General features: G+C 73.4%; 17 protein-coding genes and 1 pseudogene. 9 read left to right on the forward strand and 9 right to left on the reverse strand.

All coding sequences use genetic code 11. The annotated features are described in order from the left end of the window. Nucleotides 1-1,023 (reverse strand): phosphotransferase family protein, encoded by a 1,023-nt coding sequence (locus JK359_RS30685; RefSeq protein WP_201842518.1) that lies wholly within the window; start codon nt 1,021-1,023, stop codon nt 1-3. Nucleotides 1,024-1,193: 170 nt separating this feature from the next. Next, nucleotides 1,194-1,491 (reverse strand): annotated as a pseudogene (locus JK359_RS30690) (hypothetical protein). Nucleotides 1,492-1,616: 125 nt separating this feature from the next. On the opposite strand from JK359_RS30690, the gene JK359_RS30695 reads away from it, so the two are divergent. Next, nucleotides 1,617-2,567, forward strand: a complete 951-nt coding sequence (locus JK359_RS30695) for an NADP-dependent oxidoreductase (RefSeq protein WP_201842519.1) — start codon at nt 1,617-1,619, stop codon at nt 2,565-2,567. Here the strand turns inward: JK359_RS30695 and JK359_RS30700 are convergent. The 4 genes from JK359_RS30700 to JK359_RS30715 form a co-directional block, all read right to left on the reverse strand. Continuing rightward, nucleotides 2,564-2,890 carry a DUF202 domain-containing protein gene (locus JK359_RS30700; RefSeq protein ID WP_201842521.1) on the reverse strand — a complete coding sequence of 109 codons (327 nt, stop codon included), beginning with the start codon at nt 2,888-2,890 and terminating at the stop codon, nt 2,564-2,566. The two genes, JK359_RS30695 and JK359_RS30700, sit on opposite strands and share 4 nt — an antisense overlap. Continuing rightward, nucleotides 2,887-3,279, reverse strand: a complete 393-nt coding sequence (locus JK359_RS30705; RefSeq protein ID WP_201842523.1) for a YidH family protein — start codon at nt 3,277-3,279, stop codon at nt 2,887-2,889. Before JK359_RS30705 ends, JK359_RS30700 begins: the two co-directional genes overlap by 4 nt. Before the next feature lie 21 nt (nt 3,280-3,300). Then, on the reverse strand, nt 3,301-3,816 hold the full coding sequence (locus JK359_RS30710; protein WP_201842602.1) for an NUDIX hydrolase: 516 nt from the start codon (nt 3,814-3,816) through the stop codon (nt 3,301-3,303). Between the two features lie 132 nt (nt 3,817-3,948). Then, nucleotides 3,949-4,845 (reverse strand): DMT family transporter, encoded by an 897-nt coding sequence (locus tag JK359_RS30715; protein ID WP_201842525.1) that lies wholly within the window; start codon nt 4,843-4,845, stop codon nt 3,949-3,951. A 373-nt stretch (nt 4,846-5,218) separates the two neighbouring features. On the opposite strand from JK359_RS30715, the gene JK359_RS30720 reads away from it, so the two are divergent. The 4 genes from JK359_RS30720 to JK359_RS30735 all read left to right on the forward strand — a co-directional run bounded on the left by JK359_RS30720 (nt 5,219) and on the right by JK359_RS30735 (nt 8,031). Next, the gene (locus JK359_RS30720) at nt 5,219-6,220 is read left to right on the forward strand and encodes a hypothetical protein (protein WP_201842527.1); all 1,002 of its coding nucleotides are present in this window, start codon (nt 5,219-5,221) and stop codon (nt 6,218-6,220) included. A gap of 115 nt (nt 6,221-6,335) precedes the next feature. Then, entirely contained in the window at nt 6,336-7,064 is a 729-nt protein-coding gene (locus tag JK359_RS30725; protein ID WP_201842529.1) for a molybdopterin-dependent oxidoreductase, read from the forward strand. Continuing rightward, nucleotides 7,048-7,674: a cytochrome b/b6 domain-containing protein gene (locus JK359_RS30730; RefSeq protein ID WP_201842531.1), complete on the forward strand. Its 627-nt coding sequence runs from the start codon at nt 7,048-7,050 to the stop codon at nt 7,672-7,674. The genes JK359_RS30725 and JK359_RS30730 overlap by 17 nt, the downstream gene beginning before the upstream one ends. A gap of 186 nt (nt 7,675-7,860) precedes the next feature. Continuing rightward, nucleotides 7,861-8,031, forward strand: coding sequence for a hypothetical protein (locus JK359_RS30735; RefSeq protein WP_201842533.1), 171 nt, complete (start codon nt 7,861-7,863; stop codon nt 8,029-8,031). A gap of 27 nt (nt 8,032-8,058) precedes the next feature. Here JK359_RS30735 and JK359_RS30740 read toward each other — a convergent pair whose 3' ends face one another. Both JK359_RS30740 and JK359_RS30745 read right to left on the reverse strand, forming a co-directional pair. Further along, entirely contained in the window at nt 8,059-9,456 is a 1,398-nt protein-coding gene (locus JK359_RS30740) for a GntP family permease (RefSeq protein WP_201842535.1), read from the reverse strand. 70 nt (nt 9,457-9,526) lie between these two features. Continuing rightward, entirely contained in the window at nt 9,527-10,054 is a 528-nt protein-coding gene (locus JK359_RS30745) for a gluconokinase (RefSeq protein ID WP_201842537.1), read from the reverse strand. A gap of 140 nt (nt 10,055-10,194) precedes the next feature. On the opposite strand from JK359_RS30745, the gene JK359_RS30750 reads away from it, so the two are divergent. Next, nucleotides 10,195-10,896 carry a FadR/GntR family transcriptional regulator gene (locus JK359_RS30750; RefSeq protein ID WP_201842539.1) on the forward strand — a complete coding sequence of 234 codons (702 nt, stop codon included), beginning with the start codon at nt 10,195-10,197 and terminating at the stop codon, nt 10,894-10,896. Nucleotides 10,897-10,994: 98 nt separating this feature from the next. Here JK359_RS30750 and JK359_RS30755 read toward each other — a convergent pair whose 3' ends face one another. Then, the gene (locus tag JK359_RS30755) at nt 10,995-11,375 is read right to left on the reverse strand and encodes a YchJ family protein (RefSeq protein ID WP_201842540.1); all 381 of its coding nucleotides are present in this window, start codon (nt 11,373-11,375) and stop codon (nt 10,995-10,997) included. Nucleotides 11,376-11,503: 128 nt separating this feature from the next. Here JK359_RS30755 and JK359_RS30760 point away from each other — a divergent pair, with 128 nt between their 5' ends. From JK359_RS30760 to JK359_RS30770, 3 genes are read left to right on the forward strand one after another with little or no spacing between them, the layout of a single operon-like run. Then, the gene (locus JK359_RS30760; RefSeq protein WP_201842543.1) at nt 11,504-11,815 is read left to right on the forward strand and encodes a dsRBD fold-containing protein; all 312 of its coding nucleotides are present in this window, start codon (nt 11,504-11,506) and stop codon (nt 11,813-11,815) included. 12 nt (nt 11,816-11,827) lie between these two features. Next, nucleotides 11,828-13,132, forward strand: coding sequence for a phosphoribosyltransferase family protein (locus JK359_RS30765; protein WP_201842545.1), 1,305 nt, complete (start codon nt 11,828-11,830; stop codon nt 13,130-13,132). Between the two features lie 9 nt (nt 13,133-13,141). Then, nucleotides 13,142-14,269: a CapA family protein gene (locus JK359_RS30770; protein ID WP_201842547.1), complete on the forward strand. Its 1,128-nt coding sequence runs from the start codon at nt 13,142-13,144 to the stop codon at nt 14,267-14,269. Nucleotides 14,270-14,272: the final 3 nt, after the last annotated feature.

Consider the following 14,272-nt stretch of genomic DNA (forward strand, 5'->3'; position numbering starts at 1 on the left):
TCAGCCTTCCTGAAGAGTCGTCAGTCCGTGGTCGATGAAGACGGGCACGAGGTCGCCGATGCGGTCGAAGCCGCGGCCCACCGTCTGGCCGAGCGTGTACCGGTAGTGGATGCCCTCCAGGATCACGGCGAGCTTGAACCAGGCGAACGCCTCGTACCAGGAGACGGCGGAGACGTCGCGCCCCGAGCGCGCGGCGTACCGCTCGACCAGCTCCTGCGGGGCCGGGTGCCCCGGCGCCTCGGCGGTGGTGGAGACGGGGGAGTGGGGCATGCCGAGCGACCGGCTGTACATCACCAGCAGACCGAGGTCGGTGAGCGGGTCGCCGAGGGTCGACATCTCCCAGTCGAGGACGGCCCTGATCCGGTCGTCGTCACCGATCAGCACGTTGTCCAGCCGGTAGTCGCCGTGCACGACGGTCGCGGCCGGCGAGGAGGGCAGCTCGCGCCCGAGAGCCGCGTGCAGCTCGTCGATGCCCGCCAGTTCGCGGTTGCGGGAGGCGTCCAGCTGCTTGCCCCAGCGGCGCAGCTGGCGGTCCAGGAAGCCCTCCGGGCGGCCGAAGTCGGCGAGGCCCACCGCTGCCGGGTCCACCGCGTGCAGCTCGACCAGCGTGTCCACCAGGGACAGCACCGCGTTCCGGGTGCGCTCCGCGCCCAGCGGGGCGAGCTGGCCGGCGGTGCGGTAGGGGGTGCCCTCGACGAACTCCATGACGTAGAACGGTGCTCCGAGCACCTCGTCGTCCTCGCACAGCAGCACCGGCCGCGGCACCGGCACGTCGGTCGGGTGCAGGGCGCTGATGACCCGGTGCTCGCGCTTCATGTCGTGCGCGGTCGCCAGCACATGGCCGAGCGGGGGCCGGCGCACGACCCACTTCGAGACGCCGTCGGAGAGCAGGTAGGTGAGGTTCGACCGTCCGCCCTCGATGAGCCGGCCGGTCAGGGGGCCGTTCACCAGACCGGGGCGCTCGCGGTCGAGCAGGGCGCGCAGCCGGTCCAGGTCGAGTCCGGGCGGGTGGTCGGCGCTCATTCATCACTCCTGTGGCCGGGAGAACAAGAACAGGACTCATGATGCCGACCGGTCGGTATGCCGTCCAGTGCAGAGGGCGAACCGGGCGGGAAACGTGACCGGGGCCACGAAGGGGCCGACGGCTCCCCGGCGCGCTGTCCGGGGAGGCGTCGGCCCTGATACCCCGCGGATCAGTGGTCGTCCCAGTGGTCCCCGTGCTCGGCGTGCCGGTGGCCGTCGTGCAGGTAGTCGACGTGGTCGCCGTGCGGTACCTGGGCGTGCCCGCACTCGTCGTGGTGGACGTGCTCGTGGCGCTCGTGGACGGAGTGCCCGGCCGGCTCGCACTCGTCCCAGTGGCCGTCGTGCTCCCGGTGCAGATGGCCGTCGTGCACGTAGTCGGTGTGGTCGCCGTGCGGCACCGTTGTGCCCGCAGTCCGGACCGTGGCTGTGCGTCCCGTGGGCGGTGTGTTCCTGGTGAAGCGTGGTCATGGTGCTCACCTTCGGGGGTACGGGGAGTCGAATGGCGTGTCGCCGACGGACAGGCTGCCACGCGAAAGCCACGTAAAGGGGCATCCCGGTTGCGTGGCGTTCGAGTACCCCGGAGGGTCGAGGGCATGAAGGGCATCAGCTACAGCCGCTACGGCGGACCCGAGGTGCTGGAGTACGGCGAGGTCCGCGACCCCAAGGTCGGCCCCGACCAGGTCCTGGTGAAGGTGCGCGCGGCGGCCGTCAACCCCGTCGACTGGAAGTGCCGCGAGGGCCATCTCGACGCGGTACTCGACCCCGTCTTCCCGGTGATCCCCGGCTGGGACGTCAGCGGAGTGGTCGTACAGCCCGGAGTCGCCGTCACGGAGTTCACCGTCGGCGACGAGGTCATCGGCTACGTCCGCGAGGACTTCCTCTCGCGCGGCACGTTCGCCGAGTACGTGGCCGCGCCCGTGCGCACCCTGGCCCGCAAGCCCCGCAACCTGTCCTTCGAGGAGGCCGCCGGACTCCCGCTGGCCGGCCTCACCGCCTACCAGGTGCTGGTCAAGGCACTGGACGTCAAACAGGACGAGACCGTCCTGGTGCACGCCGCGGCCGGCGGGGTCGGCTCGCTCGCCGTCCAGATCGCCACCCACCTCGGCGCCCGCGTCATCGGCACCGCCGGCGAGGCCAACCACGACCACGTCCGCGCCCTGGGCGGCGAGCCGGTGACCTACGGCGAGGGTCTGGCGGAACGGGTGCGTGCACTGGTCCCCACGGGGGTGGACGCGGTGTTCGACACCGTCGGCGGCGACGCCCTGAAGGTCTCGGCCAACCTGCTCGCCCCCGAGGGCCGGCTGGTGTCGGTCGCCGACCCGGAGGTGCTGGGCTACGGCGGCCGGTACGCCTTCGTCCGCCCCGACGCCGAGGACCTGCGGAAGCTGGCGGAACTGGCGGAACAGGGCGTGGTGTCCGTGCACGTCCAGGAGACGTTCCCGCTGGAGCGCACGGCGGACGCGCAGCGGCTGAACCAGGAGGGCCACACCCGCGGCAAGATCGTGGTCACCGTGGACTGGGAGACCGAGGAGGGCGGCGCCTAGACCGCCAGGACCGCCGCGCACACCGCCATCGCCACCGCGCACAGCACGGCCGTCGTCGCGTGCCGCGGGGCGAGCGCGGGCGGCGGGGTCCCGGCCGACAGGGTGCGGATGCGGTCGTGGGCCACCCGGAGGAAGCCCAGCCACAGCCCGCAGCAGAGCGCGCACAGGACGACCCCGGAGACCGACGCGCCCCCGTGCAGGGCCGTCTTCACGGCCAGGACGGCGGCCACGGTGGCGGACAGGGTGGTACGGCGCCAGGCCAGCCGGGTGCGCTCCGGCTGCAGTCCGGGGTCCCGGCCCGCCGGACCCGGCTGGGCCGTCACCCCTCCCACCCGACCAGCACCACCACGACCATCGCCACGGCCACCACCGCCACGACCAGACTCAGCAGCGCGGGGAACCGGGACGCCGGCAGGTCCTCGCCGCGCCGGATCGCCCGCTCGCACCGCACCCAGTGGTTCACCGCGCGCAGCGAGCACAGCACACCGGCGGCGAGCAGCGCGAGCGCGAGACCGACCCGGGCCCCCCAGCGCAGGTCCGGCAGGAACTGGTCCACCGCGAATCCGCCGCCGATCAGCGCGAGCGCGGTCCGCAGCCAGGCGAGGAAGGTGCGCTCGTTGGCCAGCGAGAACCGGTAGTCGGGCGTAGCGCCCTCGTCCCGCACCCGCTCCGGCGCGAACCACAGCCGGATGTTCCGTACGAATTCGCTCACCCGGCCGACCCTACCCGGCGATCACCGGCCCGCCCGGAACGCCCGCAGCCGCTCGTACGCCGCCAGCCCGTCGGGCACCCACTCCCAGGCGCCGAGCCTGCGCTCGACCTCCTCCTCGGACAGGAAGTCGTACCACTGGACCTCCTCCGCCTGCGGCCGCACCGGAAGCTCGCAGCGCACCTCGTACACCGCCGACCACCAGCTGTTCCCGGCGCCGTCCTCGTACAGGAACTTGAAGAGGAACTCCGGCCGGGGCAGCCCGTCGACGCCCAGCTCCTCCTCGGCCTCCCGCAGCGCCGCCGCGTCGTAGGACTCGCCCGCGCCGACGACCCCGCCGACGAACATGTCGTACAGGGAGGGGAACACCAGCTTGCCGGCCGTGCGCCGGTGCACGAAGAGCCGGCCGGCCGCGTCCCGGGCCTGGACGAACACGCAGCGGTGGCGCAGCCCGCGGGCGTACGCCTCACCGCGCGGCCGCCGGCCCACGACCCGGTCGTGCTCGTCGACGACGTCGAGGATCTCGTCGGCGGGGTTCACGGCACCGGCACCGGAGGCGTCCGTCCGGGCGGGGTTCACGGCACCGGCACCGGAGGCGTCCGTCCGGGCGGGGTTCACGTCAGGAGGGGTCATGCCCTCATCCAAGCAGGCGCGTCCGAGCGGGCGGGCGGTTCAGCCCCGCTGGTAGCTCCGGACGGGGACCCGTGTCCCGGTCGGCCCGCACGGCATCGCCGGGTGCAGCCCGAGCAGCACGATGCCCACGACCACGGCCGCGAGCCCGGCCGCCTCCCAGGCCAGCGCCCCGGTGTCGGCGCGCAGCCGGTCGCCCATGAAACCCACCCCGCACAGGATCCCGGCGAGCGGCTCGGCCGCGGTGAGCGCGGGCAGCGACATGCGCAGCGGGGCCGTCTCGAACGCGCTCTGCACCAGTACCAGGCCGGTGACCCCGCAGGCCACCACGCCGTACGGCTGCCACCCGGTGAACAGCTCCGAGAAGCCGCCCGTGGAGAAGCGGGTGCCGCTCACCCGGGTCAGCGCGTCCTGGATGCCGTACAGCAGCCCGGCCGCCAGGGCCAGCAGTACCGGGCCCCAGCTCAGCCGGGAGCGTTTGGCGCAGGTCGTCAGGAGCAGGGCCGCGCCCACCACGGCCCCGATGATCAGCCAGTGCCGCAGCGGATCGTCGACCGCGCTGCCGCCGCGCGGCTCGCCCGCCACGATGAACGCGCTCACCCCGCCCGCGAGCAGCAGCAGACCGCCCCAGCCCTGGCGGCCCAGGGGCTGTCGGGTCTGGTGCCGGGAAAGGGCCAGGGCGAACAGCAGGTTGGTCGCGAGCAGCGGCTCGACCAGGGAGATCTCCCCCTTGCCGAGGGCGATCGCACCCAGCACCATGCCGGCGATCATCAGCCCGAGACCGCCCAGCCAGCGCGGTACCCGCATCAGGTCGAGCAGCAGCCGGAAGGACAGGAAATCGCCGAGCGGTGCCTTCTGTGCCGCGTTCTGCTGGAGCACGAAACCGAAGCCCAGGCAGCAGGCCGCGCTCACGGCGAGAAGGAGAACCAGTACGGACACGCTGTGTACCTCGATCATCCGGCCGTACCACGGACGCGTAGTGGCCGACTGTAGCGCTCCGGGCACGACCTGTCCCGGAGTGCCCGGAACCGGGCGGTTGACTCGTCATGCTCCGGGCCCGGGCCGCCCGGCGCCATGGCGTACGCCACAGCGGGCCGGGGTGCGCGCTCCGGAACCCCATGGCATACGCCACAGGGAAATCCGCCCGGCCTGCGCAAACCGGTCCCGTCCACCTGCGCCGGAGCACTCAAGTTCCGCTGGAGCCAGAGAAGTTGAAGCCCCAAGGACCCGGGTTCCGCTTGACGCGGCCCATGGCTGCGGGTTTGCTGTGCGTGATCGGTCGATAGCAGCCCGAGAAACAGGAAGCCCCGCGGTGTCCCCTCTCCCGCCTCTGCTCGGTACGCGCCGGGCCCTGACAGACCCGTCCGGCGACACCGCCGCGGACGACTCCGCCGCCGGCGATTTCGCCGCCGATGACCCCGCCTTCGACGACGCTCTCGGCGACGCCGGACTCCGCACGGCCCGTGCCGCGCTGGCCCAGGGCCGGCGGCAGGCCGCCCGCGCCCTGCTGCTGCACACCGGCGACGACTGGGACCGACGCGGCCACCGCCTGACCGTCCTCGCCCGGGATCCCTACGCCGCCGCCTGGGCGAGCGACTGGCTGGCCGCCGAGCCCGGGTCCGCCGACGCCGCCGCGCTGCTGGCCCTGGCCCTCGTCCACCGGGCTCTGCGCGGCAAGGACGAACCCGGGCGGGCCCGCGAGGCCTGCGACACGGCCGCCGCGCTCGCCCCCGCCGACCCCACCCCCTGGCTCGGCCGGCTGCTCCTGGCCCGCACCCTCGGACCCGAACGCGAGCTGCTCGACGCGTTCGCCGAGGTTCGCCGCCGCCACCCCGACCACCACCACGCCCACCACCTGCTGGTCGCCCGCCTCGCCGAACGTCCCGCGAGCGGCCGGGGCGAGGACCACGAGGTGTACGACCTCGCCGAGCTGGCCGCCGCCGAGGCCCCCGCCGACTCCCCGCTGGCCGTCCTGCCGGTCGTCGCCTACGCGGAGCGGTACCGGGTCCTCGCCGAGACCGGCCCGCCCCCGGCCGGCCCCGCCGCCTGCGCGCACTGGTCCGGCCCGCGGGCCCGGCGCATCCTGCGCGGTTCCTTCGACTGGTGGCTCGAGTGGGAGCACGACGAGCACCCGCGCCGGCACGTCGACCTCAACCACCTCGCCTTCGCCCTGACCCGCGCCGGCCGGCCGGCCGAGGCCGCCGCCCTGTTCCGGCGCATCGGCGACCACCCCACCCCGGCACCCTGGTCGTACGGACACCGCGACCCCCTGACGGCCTTCCGCGCCGCCCGTACCCGGGCGTTCGGGCACTGAACGCCGGGGCCCCGCGAGCCGTAGAACGGGACGGGGCGCGTAGGAAGTCTTACGGAACCCTGACCGCAGACCCGGATCCCTGGCCCCGCACGGCCCCGAGTGCTCGAATGAGAACGTGAACCCTGAACAGTCCGAGGATCAGTCCGGCCGGCCGATCGGCCGCCGGGTCTTCCTCGGTACCCTCGGCCTGGGCGCGCTCGGCGTCGTCGCCGCCCCCACGCTCCAGCGCGGCATGGAAAGCCTGCTCGGCGGTGTGGCCGGCCAGGACCCCACCGGCCTGACCGGTCTGCTGCCCAACGGCGGCGGCTTCCGCTACTACTCCGTCGCCGCCTCCGTCCCGCACAGGACCGCCGCCGACTACCGCCTCACCGTCGACGGCCTGGTCGACCACCCGCGCAGCTACACCCTCGCCGAGCTGCGCGCCCTGCCGCAGACCCGGCTGGTCAAGGACGTCCAGTGCGTCACCGGGTGGCGGGTCCCCGGCACCCCCTTCGAAGGCGTCCGCCTCTCCCGCCTGCTGGACGCGGCCGGCGTCCGCTCCTCCGCCAGGGCCGTCCGCTTCACCTGCTTCGACGGCACCTACAGCGAGAGCCTCACGCTGGACCAGGCCGGCCGGCCGGACGTACTGGTCGCCCTGCGCATGCAGGACAAGGACATCGGCCACGACCACGGCGGTCCGGCCCGCCTCTATGTCGCGCCCATGTACTTCTACAAGTCGGCCAAGTGGCTCTCCGGCATCACCGTCACCGACCGCGTGAAGCCCGGCTACTGGGAGAACCTCGGCTACGACGTCGACGCCTGGGTCGGCCGCTCGAACGGACGGACCGATGAGCCTACGAGCTGAGACCCCGGCCCCGCCCGGCGCCCGCGTCCACCGCTTCACCCGGGCCGAACGGTGGGTCCACCGCGGCACGGCCGCACTGATGGGCGTCTGCGTGGTGACGGCGGCCTTCCTCTACATCCCCCAGCTGGCGGTGCTGGTCGGCCGTCGCGAGCTGGTCGTCCGCGTCCACCAGTGGGCGGGCGTCGCCCTGCCGGTGCCCGTCCTGCTGGGCCTGGCCTCCCGGGCGTTCCGTGCCGACCTGCGCTTCCTCAACCGCTTCGGCCCGCACGACAGGGTCTGGCTGCGCGCCGCGCTGCGCCGCGACAAGCGCCGCTCCTCCCGGTCGGCCGGGAAGTTCAACGCCGGCCAGAAGGTCTACGCGGCCTGGATCGCCGGCGCGACCCTGGTGATGCTCGGCACAGGCCTGATGATGTGGTTCACCCACGTCACCCCGCTGATGTGGCGCACCTCGGCCACCTTCGTGCACGACTGGCTGGCCCTGACCATCGGCGTGGTCCTGGCCGGGCACATCGGCATGGCGCTCGGGGACCCGGAGGCCCGCAAGGGGCTGCGGACGGGCCGGGTGAGCGGGGAATGGGCCCAGCGGGAGCATCCCTTGTGGCGCCCCTGAGTTGGCCCCCGCGCGGCCCGCCGTCCCGGGACCGGCGGGCCGACGCCTCGAAGGGCGCCCTCGCGGGGTAACCGGAACCTAGCCTTCCGGAAGGCAAAATGGAACCCCCGATTCCTGTTGACCCCGTGACGTGCCCGGACGCACCCTGAATCCCACGTTCCAGGTGGGACCGGAAGGGAGCAGAGGATGAGCAGAGCCACCGACACGCTCCGTGTCGTCGAGTACTGGACGGACCAGGACACCCATGTGATCTTCCCCGTCCAGCGCAACGAGGAGGTCGACCGCATGAGCGACGCCCAGCTCATCTCGGAGTACGGGGATCCCGCGGCCGGTTCGGTCGTGCGCATCGTCCACTAGGCGCAGCGGGCCGTCGTCGTACGGCTGCTAGATCACCAGGGACAGCAGCAGCACCAGGCCGCCGGCGACCACCGAGATGATGGTCTCCATCACGGACCAGGTCTTGACGGTCTGTCCGACGGTCAGCCCGAAGTACTCCTTCACCAGCCAGAATCCGGCGTCGTTGACCTGGCTGAAGAAGAGCGAGCCCGCGCCGATGGCGAGCACCAGGAGAGCCGCGTGGGTGGTCGACATGTCGGCCGCGAGCGGAGCGACCAGGCCGGCCGCCGATACCGTCGCCACCGTCGCCGAGCCGGTCGCCAGCCGGATCGCCACCGCGATCAGCCAGCCCAGCAGCAGTGCCGGGATCGACCAGTCCTTGGAGACGTCCAGGATCATCTGGCCCACACCGCAGTCGATCAGCGTCTGCTTGAAGCCGCCCCCCGCGCCGACGATCAGGAGGATGCCGGCGATCGGCATCAGGCCCCGCTCGACGGTCTGCTGGAGGCGGTCCCTGGTGAACCCGGCGGGCCGGCCCAGCGTGAAGAAGCCGACGAGCACGGCGGCGAGCAGGGCGATCAGCGGGGAGCCGACGACGTCGAAGACACGCTGGGTCCTGTTCGCCGGGTCGTCGACGACGATGTCGACCAGGGCCTTGGCCAGCATCAGCACCACCGGCAGCAGGACGGTGCCGAGCGTCGCGCCGAAGCCCGGACGGCGCTCCAGTTCCTCGGAGGCGCGCTGCGGCAGCATCCGCTCGGGTGCGGGGACGTCCACCCAGCGGGCCGCGACCTTGGAGAACAGCGGACCGGCGATGATCACGGTCGGGACGGCGACCAGGATGCCGAGCGCCAGGGTCACGCCCAGGTTGGCGTGGAGCGCGTCGATCGCGACCAGCGGGCCGGGGTGCGGCGGGATGAGCCCGTGCATCACGGACAGGCCGGCCAGGGCCGGGATGCCGATGCGCATCAGGGAGTAGTTGCCCCGCCTGGCGACCATCAGCACGACCGGGATCAGCAGCACGATGCCGACCTCGAAGAACAGCGGCAGACCGATCACCGAGGCGATCAGCACCATCGCCCAGGGCATCGCGCGTCCCCCGGCCTTGGCCAGGATCGTGTCGACGATCTGGTCGGCGCCGCCGGAGTCGGCGAGGAGCTTGCCCAGGATCGCCCCGAGCGCGATCAGGACGCCCACGCCGGCCACGGTGGAGCCGAGCCCGGTGGTGAAGCTGAGGATGGCCTTGTCGAGCGGTGCCCCGGCGACCGCTCCGAGCGCGAGCGACCCGATGGTCAGCGCCAGGAAGGCATGGAGCTTGAACTTGGTGATGAGCAGGACGATGGCGGCGATGCCCACCAGGACGGCGATGCCCAGCTGGGCGTGTCCGGCGGAGGTGATCGGCGCGGGCGCGTCCGCTGCCAGCATCTCGACGCTGAGTCTGGTCACGGGGGTTCCCTTGCGGTTACGGGGGAGCTGAAGGGGATGTCCTGGAAGGAGCTGCCGGGAGCGACCGGGGCTACTGGGAGCCGCCCGTGGTGTCGGCGAGCGCCGCGAGTGCCCGCACGGCGCGCTCGGTGATCTCCTGCGGGCTGCCGCCCACGTCCACGGCGACGCCCGCCTCGTCCGCCTCGAGCGGCTGGAGCGTGGCGAACTGGGAGTCCAGCAGCGCGGTGGGCATGAAATGCCCCTGCCGCTGTGTCATCCGCTCCTCGATCAGCCGGCGGTCGCCCGTGAGGTGCAGGAACACCGCCCCCGGGGCCACGGACCTCAGCCGGTCGCGGTACGCCCGCTTCAGTGCCGAGCTGCTGACCACCCCGCCCAGTCCGGCCCGGCCGTGCGCCCAGTGCCCGATGGCGTCGAGCCACGGCCACCGGTCGGCGTCGTCGAGCGGGATCCCGGCCGACATCTTGTCGATGTTGGCCTGGGGGTGGAAGTCGTCGCCCTCGGCGTACGGGACGCCCAGCCGCGCGGCGAGCAAGGGACCGATCGTCGTCTTGCCCGTCCCCGCGACGCCCATCACGACGACGACCTGGGGGGTTCGCATCACTGCCTCGCTGTCTTCCTCGACATCCGACGCCGCTGCGGCGTCGCCACACTGAAACCCATTAGGTACGACGAATTCAAGAGTCTGTGACTTATAAGTCTGACTTTTTGTCTCTGTGATCCACGCCGTACGCTGAGTGCATGACCACACCGGGCCGGGGGCTGCACGGCCATGTACTCGACACCCTCGGCCCCGCGATCACTGCGGGCGAGTACCCGCCGGGCAGCGTTCTGCGCACCGACGAACTGGCACAGCACTTCGAGGTGTCACGTTCCGTCATGCGCGAGGCGGTCCGCGTGCTCGAGTCGATGCACCTGGTCGAGTCCCGCCGCCGGGTCGGGGTCACGGTCCGCCCGAAGACCGAGTGGAACGTCTACGACCCCCAGGTCATCCGCTGGCGCCTCGCCGGCGCCGACCGCCCGCACCAGCTGCGCTCGCTGACCGTGCTGCGCTCCGCCGTCGAACCCGCGGCGGCCGGCCTCGCCGCGAAGCACGCCACGCCCGAGCAGTGCGCCGAACTCACCGAGTGCGCCCTCGGTATGGTCGCCAACTCACGAGGCCACAAGCTCGAGGAGTACCTGGTCCACGACGTCGCCTTCCACCGGGTGATCCTCGCCGCCTCCGGCAACGAGATGTTCGCCCGCCTCGGCGACGTCGTCGCGGAGGTGCTGGCCGGACGCACCCACCACGAGGTGATGTTCGAGGACCCCGACCCGGCGGCCGTCACCCTGCACGTGCAGGTGGCCGAGGCGGTCCGCGCGGGCGACGAGGCACGCGCCGAGGAACTGACCCGGCAGATCACCGCGGGCGCCCTCCAGGAACTGGACATCCTGGCGCCCTAGCCCGGCCGCCCCGTGCGGGCCGGGGCCGGAGGTTTCCACGGGACCGGATGTTCCCGGGGAGCCCTACACCCGTTGTTCCCAGGGCGAGCCGGGGCCGGCTAGTCGTCCAGGAAGTCCCCGTCGACGTACACCCACGCCCCCTCCACCCGCTCGAACCGGCTCCGCTCGTGCAGCGAGCCGCCCCGGTAGGAGGCCCGGAAAGTGACCGTGCCCGTGGTGTGGAACGCGGACCCGTCGGTGCCGCCGAGGATCTCCAGACCCGTCCACCGCATGCGCGGGTCCAGCTCCAGCCGCTCGGGCCGGGTCCGGGGATGCCAGGTGCGCAGCAGATACCCCGCGTCCCCCCGCACGAACGCGCTGTACCGCGACCGCATCAGTGACTCGGCGGTCGGCGCGGGCGCCGAGCCGACGGGGAGGAAGCGGCCGCAGCAGGCGTCGTAGGAACGGGGGAGTCCGCAGGGGCAGGAGCGCGAGGTCATGGGCTCATTCTGCCCGGCGCAGGGGAGGCGTCCGCCGCAGGCCGGGTGCACAGTGGAAGGGGCCGGACGCACGCGCCACGGAAGGACGCCGACGCCCCGCTCCGCAGCACAGGGAGGCGAGACGGACCATGACCGATCCCTTGCTCAGCCGTCCACCGGCCGTGAAGGAATGGCGGCTGAACCTGTACCTGTCCGAGCACGATCCCGACACCACCGCCCGGATCGTCCTCGACACCGGCGACAACGTACTGGAGAGCCACGCGGAGGCCCGCCGGAGCCCCTACGACCGGGCGATGCCCGACATCGGTGACGAACTCGCCGCCGGACGCGCGCTGATCGCCATGGGCCGCCTGCTGCTGCGCGCCGCCGACGGCGACATGAAGGCGACCGGCGCGGCCGACACGGACGGTCCGACACCGCTCTGGGCGCCGCGGGAGTGAAGGAGCCCCACCGTGCGCTTCGGCAACCGGCTCGAAGCGGGACGCCGGCTGGGCGCCCGCCTGGAATACCTGCGGGGCCAGGACCTGGTGGTGCTCGGCCTGCCACGGGGAGGGGTGCCCGTCGCGGCCGAGGTCGCCGCGGCCCTCGACGCACCCCTGGACGTCTGCCTGGTGCGGAAACTGGGCGTGCCGTACCAGCCGGAGCTGGGCATGGGAGCGATCGGCGAGGGCGGCGTCCGCGTGATCAACCAGGAGGTGCTGCGCGGCACCGGCGTCTCGCCGGACGATCTCGCCCGCGTCGAGGAACGCGAACGCCGGGTCCTCGAGGAACGAGGCGCCCGCTACCGCGGTCAAGCGCCCCCCGTCGACGTCGCCGGCCGGACCGCGGTGGTCGTCGACGACGGCGTGGCCACCGGCTCCACCGCCCGCGCCGCCTGCCGTATCGCCCGGGCCCGGGGCGCCGCCCGGATCGTACTGGCGGTCCCCGTCGCCCCGCGGGACCTCGCCCACCGGCTGGGCGGGGACGCCGACGACCTGGTCTGCCTGGAGAAGCCCTTCGCCTTCGCCGCGGTCGGCCAGTTCTACGCCGACTTCGACCAGGTCGCCGACGAGGAGGTGACCACCTGCCTGCGGCAGGCGGCCCACCGCCACCGGCACGCCGCGGGCGCCGGATCCGCCGACCGGGAGGTGACCGTGACGGCCGGTGCCGTACGGCTCGGCGGGCGGCTCACCCTGCCCGACGACGCCACCGGCGTCGTGGTCTTCGCCCACGGCAGCGGCAGCAGCAGGCACAGCCCACGCAACCGGTTCGTCGCCGGGGGACTGCACCGGGCCGGCCTCGGCACCCTGCTGTTCGACCTCCTCACCGACGCGGAAGAGGCCGACCGCGGCAACGTGTTCGACATCGCCCTGCTGGCCGGCCGGCTGCTGGACGCCACCGACTGGCTGCGCGACGAACCCGACGCCGAGGGCCTGGCCGTCGGCTGGTTCGGCGCCAGCACCGGCGCGGCCGCCGCCCTGTGGGCCGCCGCCGAACCCTCGGCACGGCCCGCCGCGGTCGTCTCCCGGGGCGGCCGGCCCGACCTCGCCGGAGTCCGGCTGCCCGAGGTGACCGCACCCACCCTGCTCATCGTCGGCGGCGCCGATCCGCTCGTGCTGGACCTCAACCGCGACGCACAGGCCCGGCTCCGCTGCGAGAACCGGCTGGAGGTCGTCCCCGGCGCCACCCACCTCTTCGAGGAGCCCGGCACGCTGGAGAGGGTGACCGAACTGGCCCGCGACTGGTTCGCGGACCACATGGCACCCGCGCACGTATAGCCGCGGACCGTGCGCGAGGACGCCGTCACCCTGTTCCTCGCCGGAGACGTCATGCTCGGCAGGGGCGTCGACCAGATCCTCCCGCACCCCGGTGACCCGGCCCTGCGCGAGGATTACGTGCGCGACGCCCGCGAGTACGTCGCCCTGGCGGAGGCGGCGAACGGGCCGATACCCCGGCCCGTCGACCCCGCCTGGCCCTGGGGCGAGGCCCTGGCGGTCCTGGAGCGGGCCGCGCCGGACGTGCGGGTGATCAACCTCGAGACCGCCGTCACCCGGGACGGCGACTTCGCACCGGGCAAGGCCGTCCACTACCGCATGCACCCCGCCAACCTGCCCTGCCTCGCCGCCGCCCGCCCCGACGTGTGCGTCCTCGCCAACAACCACGTCCTCGACTTCGGACTCCCCGGGCTCGCGGAGACGCTCGGCTCCCTGGCGGCGGCCGGGCTGCGCACCGCCGGGGCCGGCCACCGTGCCGCGGCGTGGCACCCGGCGATCGTCCCGCTGCGGCCGGCCGGACGCGTCCTCGTCTTCGCCTTCGGGATGCCGTCCAGCGGGATCCCGCACGGCTGGGCCGCCACCCCCGAACGGCCCGGCGTCGCCCTGGCCGCCGCGCCGACCGCGGCCGCCGCCCAGGACTTCGCCGACCGCCTCCGGCGGACCGGGCGGCCGGGCGACATCGTCGTCGCCTCCGTCCACTGGGGCCCCAACTGGGGCTACACCCCCTCCCGCGACGAGGTCCGCTTCGCCCACGCCCTGATCGACGCGGGCGCCCACGTCGTCCACGGACACTCCTCGCACCATCCGCGCCCCCCGGAGGTCTACCACGGCAAGCTCGTCCTGTACGGCTGCGGCGACCTCGTCGACGACTACGAGGGCATCGGCGGCTACGAGCGCTACCGCGACGACCTGCGGATGCTGTACCTGGTGTCGCTCGAGCCCGGCACCGGCCGGCTGACCGGTCTGCGGATGGTGCCGCTCCAGGCACGCCGGATGCGTCTGGAACACGCCTCGGCCGACGACACCGCCTGGCTGTGCGGCGTCCTCGACCGGCACGCCCGCGACCTCGGCACCCGCGTCGAGCAGACGGACGGCGGCACCCTCACGGTCCGGCCCCTGCGCGCCGGCGCGCCGCCGTGAGAC

The organism is Streptomyces actinomycinicus, assembly GCF_016741775.1.
GTDB classification, from domain to species: domain Bacteria; phylum Actinomycetota; class Actinomycetes; order Streptomycetales; family Streptomycetaceae; genus Streptomyces; species Streptomyces actinomycinicus.

Excerpts from the sequence above, each read along its gene's own strand:
- JK359_RS30745 (WP_201842537.1), bottom strand. The coding sequence starts at position 10,054 with ATGCGAACCCCCCAGGTCGTCGTCGTGATGGGCGTCGCGGGGACGGGC.
- JK359_RS30750 (WP_201842539.1), top strand. The coding sequence starts at position 10,195 with ATGACCACACCGGGCCGGGGGCTGCACGGCCATGTACTCGACACCCTC.
- JK359_RS30760 (WP_201842543.1), top strand. The coding sequence starts at position 11,504 with ATGACCGATCCCTTGCTCAGCCGTCCACCGGCCGTGAAGGAATGGCGG.
- JK359_RS30755 (WP_201842540.1), bottom strand. The coding sequence starts at position 11,375 with ATGACCTCGCGCTCCTGCCCCTGCGGACTCCCCCGTTCCTACGACGCC.
- JK359_RS30685 (WP_201842518.1), bottom strand. The coding sequence starts at position 1,023 with ATGAGCGCCGACCACCCGCCCGGACTCGACCTGGACCGGCTGCGCGCC.
- JK359_RS30695 (WP_201842519.1), top strand. The coding sequence starts at position 1,617 with ATGAAGGGCATCAGCTACAGCCGCTACGGCGGACCCGAGGTGCTGGAG.
- JK359_RS30730 (WP_201842531.1), top strand. The coding sequence starts at position 7,048 with ATGAGCCTACGAGCTGAGACCCCGGCCCCGCCCGGCGCCCGCGTCCAC.
- JK359_RS30735 (WP_201842533.1), top strand. The coding sequence starts at position 7,861 with ATGAGCAGAGCCACCGACACGCTCCGTGTCGTCGAGTACTGGACGGAC.